19 protein-coding genes are annotated in these 18,440 nt (G+C 62.5%); 6 read left to right on the top strand and 13 right to left on the bottom strand.

What is annotated here, in order from left to right:
• Positions 1-76: 76 nt before the first annotated feature.
• From KI237_RS23810 to KI237_RS23775, 8 genes are all read right to left on the bottom strand, one after another.
• Complete coding sequence (locus KI237_RS23810) at positions 77-841, bottom strand: ABC transporter ATP-binding protein (RefSeq protein WP_003198401.1); 765 nt, start codon at positions 839-841, stop codon at positions 77-79.
• A gap of 13 nt (positions 842-854) precedes the next feature.
• Positions 855-1,973, bottom strand: a complete 1,119-nt coding sequence (locus KI237_RS23805) for a succinylglutamate desuccinylase/aspartoacylase family protein (RefSeq protein WP_212797313.1) — start codon at positions 1,971-1,973, stop codon at positions 855-857.
• A gap of 27 nt (positions 1,974-2,000) precedes the next feature.
• On the bottom strand, positions 2,001-2,711 hold the full coding sequence (locus KI237_RS23800) for an ABC transporter permease (protein ID WP_212797312.1): 711 nt from the start codon (positions 2,709-2,711) through the stop codon (positions 2,001-2,003).
• Positions 2,708-3,436: an ABC transporter permease gene (locus KI237_RS23795; protein ID WP_025212190.1), complete on the bottom strand. Its 729-nt coding sequence runs from the start codon at positions 3,434-3,436 to the stop codon at positions 2,708-2,710. The genes KI237_RS23800 and KI237_RS23795 overlap by 4 nt, the downstream gene beginning before the upstream one ends.
• A 58-nt stretch (positions 3,437-3,494) precedes the next feature.
• Positions 3,495-4,277: a transporter substrate-binding domain-containing protein gene (locus KI237_RS23790; protein WP_212797311.1), complete on the bottom strand. Its 783-nt coding sequence runs from the start codon at positions 4,275-4,277 to the stop codon at positions 3,495-3,497.
• A 341-nt stretch (positions 4,278-4,618) separates the two neighbouring features.
• A complete protein-coding gene (locus KI237_RS23785) occupies positions 4,619-6,307 on the bottom strand; it encodes an ATP-dependent DNA ligase (protein ID WP_212797310.1) in 1,689 nt (562 codons plus the stop codon).
• The gene (locus tag KI237_RS23780; protein WP_212797309.1) at positions 6,304-7,335 is read right to left on the bottom strand and encodes a ligase-associated DNA damage response exonuclease; all 1,032 of its coding nucleotides are present in this window, start codon (positions 7,333-7,335) and stop codon (positions 6,304-6,306) included. Before KI237_RS23780 ends, KI237_RS23785 begins: the two co-directional genes overlap by 4 nt.
• A 192-nt stretch (positions 7,336-7,527) precedes the next feature.
• Entirely contained in the window at positions 7,528-9,978 is a 2,451-nt protein-coding gene (locus KI237_RS23775; protein WP_212797308.1) for a penicillin acylase family protein, read from the bottom strand.
• 206 nt (positions 9,979-10,184) lie between these two features.
• Here KI237_RS23775 and KI237_RS23770 point away from each other — a divergent pair, with 206 nt between their 5' ends.
• Positions 10,185-10,742: a cysteine hydrolase family protein gene (locus KI237_RS23770; RefSeq protein WP_212797307.1), complete on the top strand. Its 558-nt coding sequence runs from the start codon at positions 10,185-10,187 to the stop codon at positions 10,740-10,742.
• Positions 10,743-10,880: 138 nt separating this feature from the next.
• On the opposite strand, the gene KI237_RS23765 is transcribed toward KI237_RS23770, so the two are convergent.
• The 4 genes from KI237_RS23765 to KI237_RS23750 form a co-directional block, all read right to left on the bottom strand.
• Positions 10,881-11,096 (bottom strand): SEC-C metal-binding domain-containing protein, encoded by a 216-nt coding sequence (locus KI237_RS23765; RefSeq protein WP_024619898.1) that lies wholly within the window; start codon positions 11,094-11,096, stop codon positions 10,881-10,883.
• A 5-nt stretch (positions 11,097-11,101) separates the two neighbouring features.
• A complete protein-coding gene (locus KI237_RS23760) occupies positions 11,102-11,587 on the bottom strand; it encodes an LEA/WHy family protein (RefSeq protein ID WP_212797306.1) in 486 nt (161 codons plus the stop codon).
• Between the two features lie 70 nt (positions 11,588-11,657).
• The gene (locus tag KI237_RS23755; protein WP_212797305.1) at positions 11,658-12,146 is read right to left on the bottom strand and encodes a YchJ family protein; all 489 of its coding nucleotides are present in this window, start codon (positions 12,144-12,146) and stop codon (positions 11,658-11,660) included.
• A 2-nt stretch (positions 12,147-12,148) separates the two neighbouring features.
• Positions 12,149-12,646, bottom strand: coding sequence for a DUF6231 family protein (locus KI237_RS23750; protein ID WP_212797304.1), 498 nt, complete (start codon positions 12,644-12,646; stop codon positions 12,149-12,151).
• Positions 12,647-12,837: 191 nt separating this feature from the next.
• Between KI237_RS23750 and KI237_RS23745 the strand changes: the two genes are divergently transcribed.
• The 4 genes from KI237_RS23745 (at position 12,838) to KI237_RS23730 (ending at position 15,518) form a co-directional block, all read left to right on the top strand.
• Positions 12,838-13,533 carry a PA1041 family peptidoglycan-binding anchor lipoprotein gene (locus KI237_RS23745; protein ID WP_212797303.1) on the top strand — a complete coding sequence of 232 codons (696 nt, stop codon included), beginning with the start codon at positions 12,838-12,840 and terminating at the stop codon, positions 13,531-13,533.
• A gap of 90 nt (positions 13,534-13,623) precedes the next feature.
• The gene (locus tag KI237_RS23740; protein WP_212797302.1) at positions 13,624-14,349 is read left to right on the top strand and encodes a PA1041 family peptidoglycan-binding anchor lipoprotein; all 726 of its coding nucleotides are present in this window, start codon (positions 13,624-13,626) and stop codon (positions 14,347-14,349) included.
• 145 nt (positions 14,350-14,494) lie between these two features.
• Positions 14,495-14,767, top strand: coding sequence for a DUF1145 domain-containing protein (locus KI237_RS23735; RefSeq protein WP_212797301.1), 273 nt, complete (start codon positions 14,495-14,497; stop codon positions 14,765-14,767).
• The gene (locus KI237_RS23730) at positions 14,760-15,518 is read left to right on the top strand and encodes a collagen-like triple helix repeat-containing protein (protein WP_212797300.1); all 759 of its coding nucleotides are present in this window, start codon (positions 14,760-14,762) and stop codon (positions 15,516-15,518) included. Before KI237_RS23735 ends, KI237_RS23730 begins: the two co-directional genes overlap by 8 nt.
• A gap of 125 nt (positions 15,519-15,643) precedes the next feature.
• On the opposite strand, the gene KI237_RS23725 is transcribed toward KI237_RS23730, so the two are convergent.
• Positions 15,644-16,108 (bottom strand): CopD family protein, encoded by a 465-nt coding sequence (locus tag KI237_RS23725; protein WP_212797299.1) that lies wholly within the window; start codon positions 16,106-16,108, stop codon positions 15,644-15,646.
• Positions 16,109-16,207: 99 nt separating this feature from the next.
• Between KI237_RS23725 and dinG the strand changes: the two genes are divergently transcribed.
• Positions 16,208-18,352 carry an ATP-dependent DNA helicase DinG gene (dinG, locus tag KI237_RS23720; protein WP_186708434.1) on the top strand — a complete coding sequence of 715 codons (2,145 nt, stop codon included), beginning with the start codon at positions 16,208-16,210 and terminating at the stop codon, positions 18,350-18,352.
• Positions 18,353-18,440 lie beyond the last annotated feature (88 nt).

Genomic DNA, 18,440 nt, shown 5'->3' with positions numbered 1-18,440 from the left:
AGACAAGGGGCCGCTTCGCAGCCCAGCGGGAGCAAGCTCCCTCGCCACAGGAACAGTCTGCCATGAGGGCTGAAGTTTATTTCAGGTTGCCACTGAGAAACTGCTTGAGCCGTTCGCTGGTGGGATTACCCAGCACGTCTTCCGGCCGACCTTCTTCTTCCACCAGGCCCTGGTGCAGGAACAGCACCTGGTTCGAGACTTTGCGGGCGAAGCTCATTTCGTGGGTCACCATGATCATGGTCCGGCCTTCCTCGGCTAGGCCCTGGATCACCTTAAGCACTTCACCCACCAACTCCGGGTCCAGGGCCGAGGTGGGTTCGTCGAACAGCATCACCTCCGGCTCCATCGCCAGGGCGCGGGCAATGGCCACGCGCTGTTGCTGGCCGCCGGAGAGGAACGCCGGGTATTGCTCGGCGACCCGTGCCGGCAGGCCGACCTTGTCGAGATAACGACGGGCGCGGTCGTCGGCTTCCTGCTTGCTGACACCCAGCACCCGGCGCGGCGCCATGGTGATGTTTTCCAGCACGGTCATGTGGCTCCACAGGTTGAAGTGCTGGAACACCATGGCCAGGCGCGTGCGGATGCGTTGCAGTTCGTCGGCATCGGCCACGTGCATGCCGTGGCGGTCCTTGATCATCTGGATCGGCTGGCCGTCCAGGCTCATGGCGCCGTCGTTGGGTTGTTCCAGGAAGTTGATGCAGCGCAAAAAGGTACTTTTGCCTGAGCCGCTGGCGCCGATGAGGCTGATGACGTCGCCGGTCTTGGCCTTGAGCGAAACGCCCTTGAGCACTTCATGTTCGCCATAGCTTTTATGCAGGCCTTCGATGGTCAGTTTGTACATGGAGCATGCATCCTCAAGGCGAAAGTAGGTAGCCGCTGCGATAGGCTTCGGTGCCGGCGACATGGGCGATCACCATGCCGGCCGTGGCCATGCGGCGCAGCGAACGGGCATACAGCAGCCCGGCGTTACGGCAATGAACGGGGGTAACGGTGTCGCTGACCGGGTCGATGACTTCCGCGATCAGTTGCCCCGCCTCCAGGTATTCGCCGGGCAGGGCGCTGTAGACCAGCAACCCACCCACGGGCGTCGCCACCGGTTCGACAGCGGCCAGTGGCGTGGCCGGGTAGGGCAGTTCGGGCATGGGCATTGGTTCGCCGTCGATGGCGCCGAAACGGATCAGGTATTCGATCAAGGCCTGGCAGTCGAGGCTCGCCAGCCCGTGGTTGACGTCACCCTGGCCACGCAATTCCACCGTGACCGAAAAACTGCCCAGGGGAATCTCGAAGCGTTCGCCGAAGCGTTCCTTGAGTTGCCACCAGAGCAGGGTGAAGCATTCGTCGAACGACTGGCCGCCCGAATCGGTCGCCAGCAGGCTGGCTTCGGCGCCGATGTAGCGGGCCAGTGGCTCGACCTGCGGCCAGGCTTCGGGCGTGGTGTAGAGGTGGGCCACGGCTTCGAAATCGCAATGCAGGTCCAGCACCATGTCGGCGTCGCAGGCCAGCCGCTGCAATGCCAGGCGCAGGGATTGCAATTGCGTGCCGGCGGTCTGGCGCGCGAGGGCATCGCGCAGGCTGGTGCGGATCAGCATCAGGTTGTGCTGCGCATCGTCAGTGAGCAGGTCCTGGATTTCGTTGCCGATCTCTTCGCTCAGGTCGACGAAGCGGCGATTGAAGTTCTGCCCGCTCTCGGTTTCGTAGCGACCCAGGGGTACGTCCATCAACACCTGTTCGAGGCCGATGGGGTTGGCGACGGGCACCAGCACGATCTCGTGCCGCAGGTGGCCCGAGGCTTCGAGTTCGGCCAGGCGCTGCTTGAGGTGCCAGGCGACCAGCATGCCAGGCAGTTCATCGGCGTGCAGGGACGACTGGATATAGATTTTGCCAACGGCTTTTTCCGGGCCGAAGTGGAAGCTGTGGATCTTGCGTGCGGTCCCCGGTACCGGGGCCAGCAGGTCGTGGATCTGGTGGCGCATGTGCGTGTGTGTCCTGGAACAAAAGCCCTAGTGGGTCGGCCCGAGAAAGGCCAGCCAGCGGCGTTCGGCGAGGCGGAAGAGGCCTACCAGTGCAAAGGTGACGGTCAGGTAGATCAACGCGGCGATCCCGAACGACTGGAACGTCAGGAACGTCGCCGAGTTGGCGTCCCGGGCGACTTTCAGCACGTCAGGAACGGTAGCGGTGAACGCCACGGTCGTGGAGTGCAGCATCAAGATCACTTCATTGCTGTAGTACGGCAGCGAGCGGCGCAGGGCCGACGGCATGATCACGTAGGTGTACAGCTTCCAGCCAGTGAGGCCGTAGGCCTTGGCGGCTTCGACTTCGCCATGGTTCATGCTGCGGATCGCCCCGGCGAAAATCTCCGTGGTGTAGGCACAGGTGTTCAAGGCGAAGGCCAGGATCGTGCAGTTCATCGCGTCGCGAAAGAAACTGTCCAGCAGGGGCTGGGCGCGTACCGCCGCGATGCTGTAGATCCCGGTGTAGCAGATCAGCAGTTGGATATAGAGCGGCGTGCCTCGGAACAGGTAGGTGTAGAACTGCACCGGCCAGCGTACGTAGAACTTGGGCGAAACCCGGGCGATGGACAGCGGGATCGACACCACAAAACCGATCAGCAGCGCGGCGCTGAGCAGCCACAGGGTCATGGCCAGGCCCGTGACGTTGACGCCATCGCTGTAAAGGAATGGCCGCCAGTATTCTTGCAGAAGTTCGATCATCGCACCGCCTCCCGGGCTCCGGCGGCGTAGCGGCGTTCAAGCCAGCGCAGGATGAAGTTGGACGCGCTGGTGATCAGCAGATAGATCAATGCCGCCAGTACCAGGAAGTAAAACAGCTGGTAAGTGCTCTTGCCTGCATCCTGGGCTGCCTTGACCAAGTCGGCCAGGCCGATGATCGACACCAGCGCGGTGGCCTTGAGCATCACCATCCAGTTGTTGCCGATACCTGGCAGGGCAAAGCGCATCATTTGTGGAAATACCACGAAGCGAAAACGCTGGCCACGCTTGAGGCCATACGCGGTGGCGGCTTCGACCTGGCCCCGGGGGACCGCAAGGATCGCGCCACGAAAGGTTTCGGTGAAGTACGCGCCATAGATGAAGCCCAGGGTAATCACCCCGGCGCCGAATGGGTCGATCTCGATGTATTCCCATTCCATGAAGTCGGTAAACGAGGTCAGCCAGGTTTGCAGGCTGTAGAAAATCAGCAGCATCAGCACCAGGTCTGGCACGCCACGGATCAGCGTGGTGTAGAGCTGTGCGGGGATTCGTAGCAGTTTGACGCTGGACAGCTTGGCACTGGCGCCCAGCAGGCCGAGCAAGACGCTCAACAACAGGGACAGGGCCGACAGCTTGATGGTCATCCAGGTGCCTTGCATCAGCAGCGGGCCAAAACCCTGCAGGCTGAAGGCGCTGAGCCCCAGATTTTGTAGGAGTTGTTCGAACATGGAAGAAAGCCTTTGGCAGGAGAAAAGCGCCCATCCGAGACCGGATGGGCGCAGCGCATTATTTGCCGCTGTACAGATTCAGATCGCCAAAGTGTTTTTTCTGGATCTCGGCGTATTTGCCGTCGTCGTGTAACGCTTTGATACCTTTATCCAAAAGTGCTTTCAGCTCACTGTTACCTTTCTTGATACCGACGGCGGTCTTGGCCGGCAGCAGCTCGTTGTCCACCGGCTTGCTGATTTCATAGCCTTCGCCTTTTGGCGATTTCAGGAAGCCCAGCTCAGCCTGGAGCATGTCCTGGATCGCGGCATCGAGACGGCCGGAGGTCAGGTCGGAGTAGACCTGGTCCTGGTTCTGGTAGGCCTGGGTCTTGACGCCGGCCTTGTCCAGCACGGCCTTGGCGTAGGCTTCCTGGATGGTGCCTTGCTCGTAGCCGACGGTCTTGCCTTTGAGCGAGGCAACGTCTTCGCTCAGGCCCGAGCCCTTCTTGAAGACATAGGCCGTTGGGCCGGAGAACACCTCGCTGGAGAAGTCGATGGCTTTTTCGCGGGCCGGGGTGACGGTCATGGAGGAGATCACGCCGTCGAATTTATTGGCCTTGAGGCCTGGGATCATGCCGTCGAAATCGCTTTCGACCCATTTGCATTTGACCTTCAGCTCTGCGCAGATCGCGTTGCCCAGGTCGATGTCGAAACCGACCAGGCTGCCGTCGGCGGCTTTGGACTCAAACGGGGCGTAGGAAGGGTCGACACCAAAACGCAGTTCCTTGTATTCCTTGGCCGTGGCGACGCCAGCAGCCATGCACAACGCCAGTGCAGAAAGGGTCAGCAGTGCTTTTTTCATTATTCAATCCCTAAAACCAATATGAGCGCTTGTGGCGCGTAAGTATTGTTACCGGTGAAGGCGAGAACGGTATGACGGCATAAAGGTAGCAATTTCCGAACCAGAGTGCCGAACAAGTGTTTTAAAAGCTTCGGCGGCAGGCAATGGAATGTGATGGTGCGCGGGGATGAGCGTACATCAAAAGCTGCACCAGGATGGCGCGAACGCCTGCTGGGCTCTGTAGGAGTTGCCGAAGGCTGCGAGCTTTTGATCTTGATCTTTGCTCTCGATTTAATCGCCTGGGGGAAGATCGCAGCCTCGCTTTGCTCGACAGCGCCTACGACGGGCCCGGCGGGAGCAAGTTATTTCAGCAGATCCTGCAAGGTCGACAGTGTGTCGGCCTCGTCGACGTGCTTGTCCTGGCGCCAGCGCAGCATCCGTGGAAAGCGTACCGCGATCCCGCTCTTGTGGCGCTTGGACAAGGCGATACCCTCAAAGCCCAGCTCAAAAACCAGGGTCGGCGTGACACTGCTCACCGGGCCGAACTTTTCCACGGTGGTCTTGCGCACGATGCTGTCGACCTGGCGCATTTCTTCATCGGTCAGCCCCGAGTACGCTTTGGCGAAGGGCACCAGGCTGCGTTCGCGGCTGCCCGGCGGGTTGTCCCACACCGCAAAAGTGTAGTCGCTGTACAGACTGGCGCGCCGGCCGTGGCCGCGTTGGGCGTAGATCAGCACCGCGTCGACGCTGAACGGGTCGATCTTCCATTTCCACCACACCCCCATGTCCTTGGTGCGCCCCACGCCGTACAGCGCGTCGCGGGCCTTGAGCATCATGCCCTCGACACCGAGGCGGCGAGAGGCTTCGCGCTGCCGGGCGAGGTCGAGCCAGTCCTGGCCGGTGACTGTCGATGACGGCAACAGCACCGGGCTGTGAACACCGGCAATCAGCGCCTCCAGCCGTTCGCGACGCTCGGCCTGGGGGCGGCTGCGCCAGTCCTCGCCTTGCCATTCCAGCAGGTCGTAGGCCATCACCACCACCGGGGCATCGTCGAGGATTTTCTTGCCCAGGGTCTTGCGACCAATGCGCTGCTGCAACAGGGCGAAGGGTTGCACCGCCGGTTGCAGCGGCGCGTCCGGGTCGAAGGCGTCCTCGGTGGCCGACTTGGGGGCTTTCCAGACCACGATTTCACCGTCGATCACCGTGCCGTCCGGCAGCGCCTGGGCCAGTGAATGCAATTCCGGAAATCGTTCAGTGACCAGGTCCTCGCCTCGGGACCAGACCCAGAGATGACCGTCACGCTTGATCACCTGGGAGCGGATGCCGTCCCATTTCCATTCCACCTGCCAGTCGCTGGCCGGCCCCAGCAGGGCGTCGAATTGCTCCACCGGGGCAGACAAGGCATGGGCCAGGAAAAACGGATAAGGCTGGCCGCCGCGCTGGGCATGTTCATCGTCGGACTCAGCTGCGATCAGTTTGAGGTAACTGGCCGCCGTGGGGCGATGGGACAGGTCGGTATAGCCCACCAGTCGTTGGGCCACCCGTTTGCTGTCCAGCCCCGCCAGGGTCGCCAGGGCCCGGGTCACCAACAGCTTGGACACCCCAACCCGGAAGCTGCCAGTGATGAGTTTGATGCAGAGCATCAGGCTCGGCCGGTCCAGTTGCGCCCAGATCGCCGGGAGTCGTTCAGCCAGGACTGCGGGCGACTCGCCACGCAACGGCAGTAGTTTCTCTTCGGTCCACAATGCCAGGCCTTCATCGGAGCTGTGGGGCGATTCGGGTAATACCAGCGAAATGGTTTCGGCCAGGTCGCCCACGGCCTGATAACTTTCCTCGAAAAGCCAGAGCGATAGCCCGGATACTTGGACCGCCAACTCCCGCAGGATTTTTACCGGCACCAGTTGCCGTGGGCGCCCGCCGGAGAGGAAATACACGGCCCACGCCGCATCCCGAGGCGGGGCCTTGGTGAAGTAGGCTTGCATGGCGGCAAGCTTGGCATTGCTGGAGGTGGTGGCGTCCAGTTCGGCGTACAGCTCGGCGAAGGCCTTCATGACGCCTCCTCACCACTGTCGGTGGTCGTGGCGAGGTCTTCTTCGTCATCGCCGTACTCGGTGCTGAACCCCTGGGCGTCGAGGCCTTGCTCACAGAGATGGCGCACCAGCACGCTTACCGAACCGTGCGTCACCATCACCCGCTCGGCGCCGGTCTGTTCGATGGCCCAGAGCAGGCCAGACCAGTCGGCGTGGTCGGACAGCACAAAACCCCGGTCCACGCCGCGCCGCCGCCGCGTACCGCGCAGGCGCATCCAGCCGCTGGCGAAGGCGTCGCTGTAATCGCCGAAGCGGCGCATCCAGCTGGTGCCCCCGGCAGAGGGCGGGGCGATGACCAGCGCCTGGCCCATGATCGGGTCGTTCTTGTTGATGTCGCTGGCATAAATTGTCGGCGGCAGGCGAACACCGGCCTCGCGGTAGACCCGGTTCAGCGGCTCCACCGCCCCATGGGCCAGGATCGGGCCGAGGCTTTCATCGATGCCGTGAAGAATCCGCTGGGCCTTGCCGAAGGAATAGCAGAACAACACGCTGGCTCGGCCGGCGGTGATGTTCCCGCGCCACCACTGGTTGATCTCGTCGAAGATCTGCGCCTGGGGCTGCCAGCGGTAGATCGGCAGGCCGAAGGTCGATTCAGTGATAAAGGTATGGCATTTCACTGGCTCGAATGGGTTGCAGGTGCCGTCTGGCTCGACTTTGTAATCCCCTGACGCCACCCAGACCTCGCCTTGATATTCCAGCCGCACCTGGGCCGAGCCCAGCACATGGCCGGCGGGGTGAAAACTCAAGGTCACGCCATGATGCGACAAGCGTTCGCCGTAGGGCAGGGTTTGCAGGTTGATGTCCTGGCCCAGGCGTGAACGCAGAATGCCTTCGCCGGGTGCCGCTGCCAGGTAGTGTCGGTTGCCGCTGCGGGCATGGTCGCCGTGGGCGTGGGTGATGACCGAACGTTCTACCGCGCGCCACGGGTCGATGTAGAAGTCCCCGGGCGGGCAGTACAAGCCTTCGGGGCGGGCAATGACAAGATCCATGCAGTCACCGGAGCGATGGGCTTGTCAGGTAGAGGCGGGGGCGGAGGGAGAAGTTCTATCGGGTTTTCGGGGGTGGATGGGGTGACCCCATCGCGAGCAAGCTCGCTCCCACATGGGCTTTGTGTCGAATCGCATCTGATTCAACACCGGCCCCTGTGGGAGCGAGCTTGCTCGCGATCGGGCGCGCTGCAGTTATTTACCAGGCACCAGGGTCAACCGCGTCTTGCCATAGGCCCGATCGAAATTCTGCGACTGCAACGGCAGGCTCTGGTACTGCCCCTTGATCCACGGATCGATGCCATTGGCATAGTTCGGGCTGACCGGGTTGCCGGACTGTCCGGCGCCGTCCTGGATCATCAACGGTTCAGGCTGGCCGAAGTCAACGATAAAACGCATCGCTGGTGCCAGGGTGGTATTGAAATCCTGGCCCCCGGCGAACGCCGCCATGTTGAGCGTGGAAGCGTCGCCTCCGGCCGGCAGCGGGCCGCGTACGATCTGGCCGTTGCTGTTCTTCCACGCGTAGCGATGCAGTTGGCCCCACTGCCAAGCCTTGCGGTCACCGCCCAACTGGCTTTCACCGGTGCTGATGGTGGCGGCCAGGCTGCGGGCGAGGATGACGGCCTTGTCTTCTTTCTGAGGGGTGCGCACATCGTCCCAGAATGGGCTGTCCTCTCGCCCCAACAGGTGATCGGCCTGGGCCGAGTAGGACAATTGACCATTGGCGACCAGCGCTTTCCACGCCGGGCTGCTGTCCGGGCCTAGCTCGTCGAGGAAAATCTGCTTCATGCTTTCCTGCAGGAACAGCTCATAGATCGCCGCGTCGGCGGAGGTCGGGCTGAGCCGGCCATCGAATGCCATCAAGCGGGTGTAGGCCTCGCGGGCCTTGGCCCGGTCAGCCACCGGAAGGGCTTCGATCGCCTGTTTGAGCGGCTGGGTCATGCCCGGTGCTTCGAAGACTTTCTTGAGCTTGGCCGCGAACGTCGTGCCCTGGTCATATTGCATGGCGGTCAGGCTGCGGGTGTCGTGCTTGCCCGCACCGGCCAGTTCGGCCATGCGTTCGCCACGCTCCGGTGCGGCCCACGAGTTGGACAACTGCATGCCGTAGCCGTGGGGAATGACGCGTTGGTTGGCCGTGCCAAGCCAGCCCTGGGCCGGGTCCTGATCGTAGGGGTGCAGCATCGGGTCGGCGTAACCGTCCCAGTCGTAGCGACCCTCCCAACCTGGCGACGGCAACAGGCCTTCGCCTTCGCTGCGGTTGGGGTAGCGACCGGTGACTTGCCAGCCGATATGGCCGGCGTCGGCAAATACCAGATTCACCGCCATCGCGCGGATTTCCCGGCTGGCATCGGAAGCTTTCTCGACGTTCTGCGCCCGGGACAGGTCGAAGAACGCATCCAGGGTCTTGTCCTCGCTCAGGCTCGGCATCTGCAACGCCAGGCCAAAGCCGTTGGCCATGGCCGGGCCCTGGGCGCTGTTGAGCAACGGGCCGTGGCGGGTCTCGAACACCGTTTCACGAATCGGCCGCTGGCCTTTGATGAAAAAGGTTTCGTTGCGCACGATCACCGGTTGCCATTTGCCGTTGACCTCGTAAGAGAGACCATTGCCCTGGCGGCGGATTTTTTCCAGGAACAGGTCCTGGTTGTCGCCCAGCACGCTTGTCATGCTCCAGGCCACTTTGCCGTTGAACCCGGCCAGGATCATCGGGATACCCGCCACGGAAACCCCGGCCGCCTGGTACTTGGGCGCGCGGATCTGTACGGGGCTCCACAGCCCCGGCATGCCCAGCGGCCCATGGCTGTCGCTGGCCAACAGGCTCTTGCCGCTGCGGCTGCGTTGCGGCGCGATGGCCCAGTTACTCGAAGACGCAGCGCCCAAAAGGTTCAGCTCGGTCAACTGGCTGGTGGCCTTGCTGATCTCGTTCAGGCCCGGAATCTGGCCGTTGAGTCGCAAGCCCTGGAGTTTGTCAGCCTCGGCCACGGGCAGTGGTTCATCCGGATAGGATGGGCTGAGCCAGGCGAGCTTGTCGTTGGTGACGGTCTGGGCCAGTACCAGGCTGGCGATTTCCTCCGGCAGGTTGGCCGACTGGCTGAAATTCAGCAGGCAGAACATCAGCGCCGAGTCTTCCGGTTTCCAGTATTCGGGTTTGTAACCGGTGGCGGCCAGGTCCGACGGCAACTTGTCGCGGTAGCGGAACAGGTAGGCGTTGACGCCGCGGGCATAGACTTCGAAGAAGCGCTTGAGCCGTGGCGAAGACGCCTTGTACAGCTCGTCGGCGTTTTTCCTCAGGTTGATGGCGCGCATGTAGCGGTCGACGTCGAGCCGTTCGGCGCCGGACATCTCTGCCAGCCGCCCCTGGGCCAGCAGGCGCAGGGTGACCATCTGGGTGATGCGATCGCTGGCGTGGACGTAGCCGAGGGTGAACAGGGCGTCATGGAAGCTGTTGCTTTCGATCAGCGGCATGCCCGTGGCATTGCGCCGGACCGAGACGTTCTGCGCCAGCCCCTTGAGCGGTTGCACACCGGAAGTCGGCGGGACAGTGTCCTGGGCATTCCAGGTCTGGCATCCGCTCAAACCAAGCACACTGGCCACTGCGGCGGCAACGCCGAGCCGGGGAATAAGGGAAATAGAGGCTGGCGAGGCCATGGCAAAGCTCCTGCGGGAGGGGGGTGGCACCAATAAAGGCGCTACGTTAGTGAGCAGGAGGAGGCCGCGCAAGCGGGGCGAGGGTTATTTGTTGGTTTGGCGATGAAACTCCGGGGCCGGGTCATCGCTTTTGCTCGAAGGCTTGCCTGGAGGAAGAGGTGATGCTCAAGTGTGGAAGATTCAATGACCGAGAAGAGAAAACCGGCATGGAGCTACAGAACAACGCAGCGCTGATCCTCATCGATCAACAAAAAGGCATCCTTCATCCCAGGCTTGGCCCTCGCAACAATCCCGAGGCAGAGCTGCGCATGCTGGAGCTACTGGCTTTATGGCGACACACGGCGCGCCCGGTGATTCATGTCCACCATCTGTCCCGCTCACCGGACTCGGTGTTCTGGCCGGGCCAGTTGGGCGTGGAGGTTCAGCCACGGTTCGAGCCGCTGGCGGGGGAATGGCTGGTGCAGAAACAGGTGCCGGATGCATTCAGCGCCACGCGCCTGGAGCAAGACCTGCGCAAGGCGGGCGTCGGGCAACTGGTGATCGTCGGCGTGGCGACGCACAACTCGGTGGAGTCCACGGCGCGTACGGCCGGCAACCTTGGATTCGACACCTGGGTGGTCGAGGATGCCTGCTTTACCTTCGACAAGAGCGATTACTTCGGCAACGCCCGCTCGGCTGCCCAGGTGCATGCCATGTCCCTGGGTAATTTGCATGGCGAGTACGCGACGGTGGTCGCTGTGAAGCAGATTCTGGAGGCGGGCTGACAGATAAGCGGTGAATGTGCCGGCCTCATCGCGAGCAGGCTCGCTCCCACAGAGTCGGTGATGAGCCAGGGGCCCCTGTGGGAGCGAGCTTGCTCGCGATGACGGTCTAACCGGCGAAAAAGTTTTTCGCCCGGACCCTCAAGCCCCGTGGCATTTCTTGAATTTCTTGCCATTGCCGCACGGGCAAGGATCGTTGCGGCCGACATCCTTCAGGGCGTTGCGCACCGGTTCCTGGTGGGCGTGGCCGCAGTTCGGACCGTGGACATGGCCGTGGTCATGATCGTGATCGTGATCGTGATGATGGTCGTGATCGTGGTTGCAATCAGGGCCGTGGACGTGGGGTTGTTGGGTCATCGGGGTTACTCCGCAATAAAATCGGCGGCGATTATCACGCCATTGCGTTCCAGGTGCACGTAGTGAGCGATGAATAATCCGGTTTCCAGCTCACCTTCCAGACGATAGGGGATCTGTTCCCGGGGTTTGGCCAGCAACTTCACCACGTCCCGCACTTTCGGCCACAGGTTGGTGCGGATCGGCACCTTGAAGTAGGCGCTTTGTTTTGGGGACACGGTGAACCAGTGTTCGTGCTCACCCTCGGTCAGCAGCAGGTCACCGAGGTGGATGCGGTACGTCAGGCCCCGAACGGTCAGGTCGCTGTCGCCGGGGTTGTCGACGCGAAAGTGCAGCATGAACTTCTGCTCCAGCAACCGGGCCCGCACCACCTCTACTTTGACCAGGTGCACCTGGGGGTCAGGGGCTTCTTCACCGCGCCAGGACGCACAGCCGCCGAACCCGATGAACAGCAGCAGGCAGGTGACGCGCAGCAAGAATGATGGAAGGGTCATGTCCGTGCCTCTGGTTTACCCCCAGTCTAGCCCTCTGGGCCGATGGACGAGCGTCGGACGTTTCCTAAAATCAGCGATTGAAGTAGCCGGCGCAGCACTTTTTGAATTTGTGCCCGCTGCCGCACGGACAGCCGTCGTTGCGGCCGGTCTTGACCGGCACGGTCGGGTCGATGAAGTACCAGCGCCCGTTGTTCTGCACGAACGAGGACTGCTCTCGGTGGCTGTGCTCGCCCTGGCCGTCGTGCCAGCGTGCCGTGAACGTGACAAAGGCGTGTTCCGGTTGACCACCGAGCACCTCGCTGCTTTCCACTTCCAGCCCCAACCAGGTGCTGTTGGCACTCCACTCGCTGATCGACTGGCGATCGAGGCCTGGCTGCTGGGCGGGCAGGGTGGTGGCGACCAGATAATCCACCAGGCCCAGCACATAGGCGCTATAGCGCGAGCGCATCAAGGCTTCGGCGCAGGGCGCCGGGTGACCGCCGTGGTAGTGGCCGCAGCAGGCGTCCAGTGAGTTGCCACTGCCGCAAGGGCAAATGGGTGTGTGCGAGCTTGTGTTCACGGTTACCACCAATATTTTCCAAAATTTTCCGGATTGGCCCAAAAGCGCGAGTTGAGCCAGTCGGGGACTTGTTTGTATTCAAGCAGATCGTAGGTGAACAGGGTCAACACCTGATCTTCGCGCTGGAATCGCTCGCTGGCTTGCAGGGCCAGGGAAAAAAAGTCGGTCTCTTGCCAGCCGCAGGCGTTGAGGTCTGCCAGTACGGCGATGCGGCTGGCATTGAGATTGCGGATGCCACCCAACAGGTTCAGACCCTCGCGCTTGGGTAAATGCTCCAGGCAATCGAGCGCCAGGGCCAGGTCAAAACGCCGTGCCGCCACGTCCGCCGGCAGCGCGCCGGGGCTGGCGTGGACCACTTCGGTGTTGGGATGGGCCTGCTGGAATGCTTCGAGCGCGGGAAAGCCGCCGGCACCGATCAATAGCAGTGTTTGCGGGGCATAACGGTCAAGCACGGCCGCCAGGGCTTGCTGGGGCGTACGCGCAGAAATGGCAACAGTCATCGAAGTTCCTCAGTCAGAACTATCACGATAGCCTGCCCGGACATCGTGGCCTAGAGCGGTTTGTCCCTGAACGTTCGGAATCTTCGCAAACACGGGGCGAAACCCCGCGATTGCTCAGGCTGGCGCAGATTCGAAGACGGGTCTTTACTCCCCTGAATCGGCGACAAGCCGATCCCTCAAGGAGAAAACCGATGAGCATAGTTCGGACAGCGTTACCCCTGGTTCTGCTAACCAGTGTGTTGACTGGTTGCGCAGGTTTGCAGAAAACCGACTGGCCGACCTGTGCCGCCGTCGGCGGTGCGATCGGCGCAGGATTGGGCGCCACCGAAAGTACTTCCTGGGCTGGCGGCGGCGCGTTGTTCGTCGGTGGCATGGCGGCGGCTTACTGCTGGGTGCACGGCGATGGCGATGAAGATGGCGATGGCGTGCCGGACAGCCGCGACAAGTGCCCGGGCACACCGAAGGGCGTGCAGGTCGATGCCGACGGTTGCCCACCACCCGCGCCACCGCCAATGGCGGAAGAGCCTCCAGTGGTCAAGGAAGAAACCATCGTGATCCGCGACGTGCACTTTGAGTTCAACAAAGCCACGCTGACCCCAGCCGACAAGGAGGTGCTGGGCACGGTCGCCACCCGGCTGAAACAGGAAACGTCCACCGCGCAACTGCGGGTCACCGGCCATACCGACAGCGTCGGCAGCGATACCTATAACCAGAAGCTGTCGGAGAAACGGGCCAATGCGGTGGTGCAATACCTGGTCCAGCAAGGTGTGCCTCGCGCCAGTTTCGTCTCGGTGTCCGGCTCCGGAGAGAGCCAGCCGGTGGCCGATAACAAGACCGCCGACGGCCGCGCGATGAACCGTCGCACGGAAATCAAGATAAACCGCTGAAACCCTTGCCATTCGCGGCTTGTAGAGTTGCGGATGCGGGTCTTTACTCCTGTGTGACCGGTATGGGCCGGTGACACAGGAGCCTTCACCATGAACGTTCTAATCAGGGCCGCCTTACCGGTACTGCTGGCGAGCAGTCTGTTGTCCGGTTGCGCCACTCACAGCGACGGTAGCGCACCTCTCAATCAACGCACCTGGCCAATCTGTAGCCTGATCGGCGGCCTGGCCGGCGGCGGGTTGGGGGCCATTGAAAGCAGTGGCTGGGCCGCTGGCGGCGCCGCATTGGGGCTACTGGGCGGTGGTTTGATCTGCTATGCCCAGGATGGCGATGAAGACGACGACGGGGTGTTCGACCGCCGCGACCGTTGCCCTGATACACCGGCCAATACCCCTGTCGAACATCACGGTTGCCCGGTGCCGCAATACCCGGCCAGCGCCCCACCGATGGAGCCTGAAGCACCGGCTAGCGAGGTCATCACCCTCAACGACGCCGGCAAGGTACTGTTCGATTTCGACAAATCCGACCTTACCGCAGAAGCTCGAAGCCAGCTCGATGGGCTGATGGGCAAGCTCAGCCATGCCAATGTCGCCAGCATCCGGGTCGTGGGACACACCGACAGTGTCGGCAGTGATGCCTATAACCAGGGGCTGTCTGAACGTCGGGCCAGCAGCGTCGTTGAGTATTTGCTGACCCAGGGGCTGGCCCCCGGCAAACTCACCAGCGAAGGCAAAGGCGAAAGCGAGCCGGTGGCCGACAATGACACCGACGAAGGGCGGGCACAGAACCGTCGGGTTGAACTGCATATTCAGCGTTGAAGTTCGGGCCAGGGCTGTCGGGTCGTCGGTAAGGCGATCCGGCGGCCGGCGCTCAAGTTAGATTAAATTTGCCTGGCCCTCTGGCTTATCCTGCGCGCAAGCCGTTACTGTGCGCGCAAAGAATAATTCCCGATCAGGGGGGCGTATGAAGGTGTTTTGGGGGCTGGGGCGCTTGCTGACTCTGCTGTTCTGGCTGGTGGTGCTGGTCAATCTGGTCGTGCCGTTCGTCCATCCGCTGCATGAGCTGGTCACTGTCGCCGGCGGGTTTTTGCTGGTGCTCCATCTGCTGGAACTGCTGTTGTTCAGGGCCAGTTTGCGTGACCGCCCCGCGCCAGGTCGTGATCGCCTCAGAGTGCTGCTGTTCGGTATCTTCCATTTGCAAACCCTCCCGACCGCGCCAGAGGCTTCCCATGCGTAAATTGTGTCTGCTCGCCGCATTCGTATGCCCATGGGCTTCGGCCCAGGTGGTCCAGGTCGAAAGCCATTCGTTGATGCGCCTGCCCAACACCACCAGCACCCTGGTCCTTGAGCGACTGGACGTGGCCGACTATGGCACGCTGCTGGTGCCTTCCAATGTCACTGAACTGACCATCGACCAATTGCACCTGGGGCGTGAAGCGCGGATCGCCATCGTGCCGGCGCAGCAGGTATTGGAAATGAAAGTGGCCCAGGCTGAGCTGGCCGAGGGCAGCCAGATCACTTCACGCGGCGCACCGGGTACCTACACCAAGGCCGCGCGGTCGGGGCGCGATCTCAATCTGCGTTTCAATGCCTTGAATGCGCCGCTGTTGTCGGTGGATGCCCGCGGTGGTACCGGTGCGCCGGGTTTCGTCGGTCTTGACGGTGCCAATGGCCAGGCGCCGGGTTGCACCTGGGGTTCGGCCGGTCGCGGGGCCGACGGCAGCAATGGCAGCGATGGCCAGCCGGGTGCGGCCGGTGCGTTGGTACGCCTTGAGCTGCCCCGCGCCTATCCTGCCGAGCAGATCAAGGTCGTGGTGGACGGCGGTGCCGGTGGCGCGGCTGGGCCTGGTGGCAAACCGGGGGCGGGAGGCAAGGCCAAGGGGTGCCTGGTCTATACCGCCGATGGTGGCAAAAGCGGTCGTCCCGGCGCCGAGGGCCAGCCAGGACCTGCCGGAGCGGCGGGGACGGTGACGGTGCAGCGGTTCTGAAGAAAAAACTGATCTGAACCTGTGGGAGCGAGCTTGCTCGCGATGGCGTTGTGTCAGCCGATGAAGTATTGCCTGATACACCGCCATCGCGAGCAAGCTCGCTCCCACAGGGTTTTAGGTGATGTTCAGAACATCGGCCGCGCCGCGCCAATCGCCACCACCAGTAACCCGATCAACAGGTTGATCCCCACCAGCCTGCGAATCTTCCCCAGCACCGCCGCACCCGCGGGCCAGTCCTGCGCCGTCACGGCGCTACGCAATGCCGGCAGTTGCAGGCCCTGGATGCGGATAAACAGCGCTGTCATCACCACGTACAGTCCCATCATCACCTGCACGTACCGCGGCGCGGTTTCGAAACCGGCGAAGCGCACATGGATCAGGCCTACACCGCTGATCGGTAAAAGCACCACCGCCACCCAGACCCAGACAAAAAAACGTTGAAACACTTCTACCCACAACTTGAGCCGGGCAGGGCCCTCAAGCGCCGTCATTGCGGCGGGGCGCAGGATCATCCAGGCGAAGAACATGCCGCCGACCCAGACCAGGGCCGCCAGCAAATGCAGGGTGTAGATGAAGGCAAAGGGTGTCATTGGGTTACTCCGTTCTGCGCAGGATTCATTAGCGGGGTATGATAGCCGCCGATCCGAACCACTGAAAATTTATCCAGCGTTTTTTGCGCCCGACCATTCATGATCAGCACCGAACTCAAAACCACGATCCAGGGCGCCTATTCGCGTTTTCTCGAAGCCAAGAGCCTCAAGCCGCGATATGGCCAGCGCCTAATGATTGCCGAAGTGGCAAAAGTCCTGGGTGACATCGACACCGACGACGAAGGCCGGCGCAGTGGCGAGCCCGCCATCGTGGCGGTGGAGGCCGGCACCGGTACCGGCAAGACCGTGGCCTACAGCCTGGCGGCGATTCCCACTGCCAAGGCCGCCGGCAAACGCCTGGTGATCGCCACGGCCACCGTCGCCCTGCAGGAGCAGATCGTCTACAAGGACCTGCCCGACCTGATGCGCAACAGCGGGCTGAACTTCACGTTCGCGCTGGCCAAGGGCCGTGGGCGCTACATGTGCCTGTCCAAGCTCGACATGCTGCTCCAGGAAGGCCACGCGCAGACCGCCACGGCCCAGCTGTTCGAAGAAGAAGGCTTCAAGATCGAAGTCGATGAGGCCAGTCAGAAGCTGTTCACCAGCATGATCGAGAAGCTGGCCGGCAATAAATGGGACGGCGACCGCGACAGTTGGTCCACGGCCCTGGAAGACGCCGACTGGTCCCGCCTGACGACCGACCATAGCCAGTGCACCAACCGGCATTGCCCGAACTTCGGCCAGTGCGCCTTCTACAAGGCCCGTGAAGGCATGGGCAAGGTCGACGTCATTGTCACCAACCACGACATGGTGCTGGCCGACCTGGCCTTGGGCGGCGGTGCGGTGCTGCCGGACCCGCGCGACACGATCTACGTGTTCGACGAAGGCCATCACCTGCCGGACAAGGCCATCGGGCATTTCGCCCATTACACCCGGCTGCGCTCCACCGCCGACTGGCTGGAAACCACCGCCAAGAACCTCACCAAACTGTTGGCCCAGCATCCATTGCCGGGCGACCTGGGCAAGTTCATCGAGCAAGTGCCGGAGCTGGCGCGGGAAATCAAGACGAACCAGCAGTTCATGTTCACCGCGTGCGAGCAAGTGGCCGACTTCAAGCCCGGCGAAGACGTCGAGGGCCGCGAGCGGCCACGTCACCGGTTTGTCGGCGGGGTGATTCCCGAGCACATGCGCGAAATGGGCATCGAGCTCAAGAAAGGTTTCGCACGCCTGACCGACCTGTTCACGCGCCTGACCGACCTGCTCAAGGAAGGCATGGATGGCGAGGTCAACATCGGCATCGCCAGTAACCAGGCCGAGGAGTGGTACCCGCTGTTCGGCAGCCTGTTGTCCCGCTCACAAGGCAATTGGGAACTGTGGACGGCCTTCACCGCCGAAGACCCGGAAGACAACCCGCCAATGGCGCGGTGGCTGACCCTGGCCGAAAGCGGTTCGCTGTTCGATATCGAGGTCAATGCCAGCCCGATCCTGGCGGCGGAAATGCTGCGTCGCAACCTGTGGAACGTGGCCTATGGCGCGCTGGTGACGTCCGCCACGCTGACGGCCCTGGGCACGTTCGACCGTTTCCGCATGCGCGCCGGCCTGCCGAAGAAAGCCGTGACCGCCGTGGTTCCAAGCCCCTTCCATCACGCCGACGCCGGTGTGCTGCGGGTGCCGGACCTCAAGGCCGACCCGCGGGATGCCGCCGGCCATACCGCGGCGATCATTCGCGACCTGCCGGAACTGGTGGAAGGCTCACGAGGCACCCTGGTGCTGTTTTCCTCGCGCAAGCAGATGCAGGACGTGTTCGACGGCCTTGACCGTGACTGGCGCAAGCAGGTGTTCATCCAGGGCAACCTGTCGAAGCAGGAAACCCTGAACAAACACAAGGCGCGGGTCGACGGCGGTGATTCCAGCGTGCTGTTCGGCCTGGCGAGTTTTGCCGAAGGCGTGGACTTGCCGGGTGCCTATTGCGAGCACGTGGTGATCGCCAAGATTCCATTCTCGGTGCCCGATGACCCGGTGGAAGCCGCGCTGGCCGAGTGGATCGAAGCCCGAGGCGGCAACCCGTTCATGGAAATCTCCGTGCCGGACGCTTCGCTGAAGCTGGTCCAGGCGTGTGGTCGGTTGCTGCGCACCGAAGAAGACCGCGGCACCATCACCTTGCTCGACCGCAGGCTGGTAACCCAGCGCTATGGCAAGGCGATCCTCAATGCGCTGCCGCCGTTTCGGCGGGAGATATCCTGAGGTCGCTGCGATTTTATAGCGAGCAATGTACTTGTGGGAGCAAGGCTTGCCCGCGATGAGGCCCGCGCGGTCCTTTTGAAACCGAGGT

Origin of the sequence: Pseudomonas sp. St316 (genome assembly GCF_018325905.1) — a bacterium.
Lineage (GTDB): Bacteria > Pseudomonadota > Gammaproteobacteria > Pseudomonadales > Pseudomonadaceae > Aquipseudomonas.
Note: the sequence above shows the minus strand (reverse complement) of the source record. Positions and strands in the feature narration are given on the sequence as shown.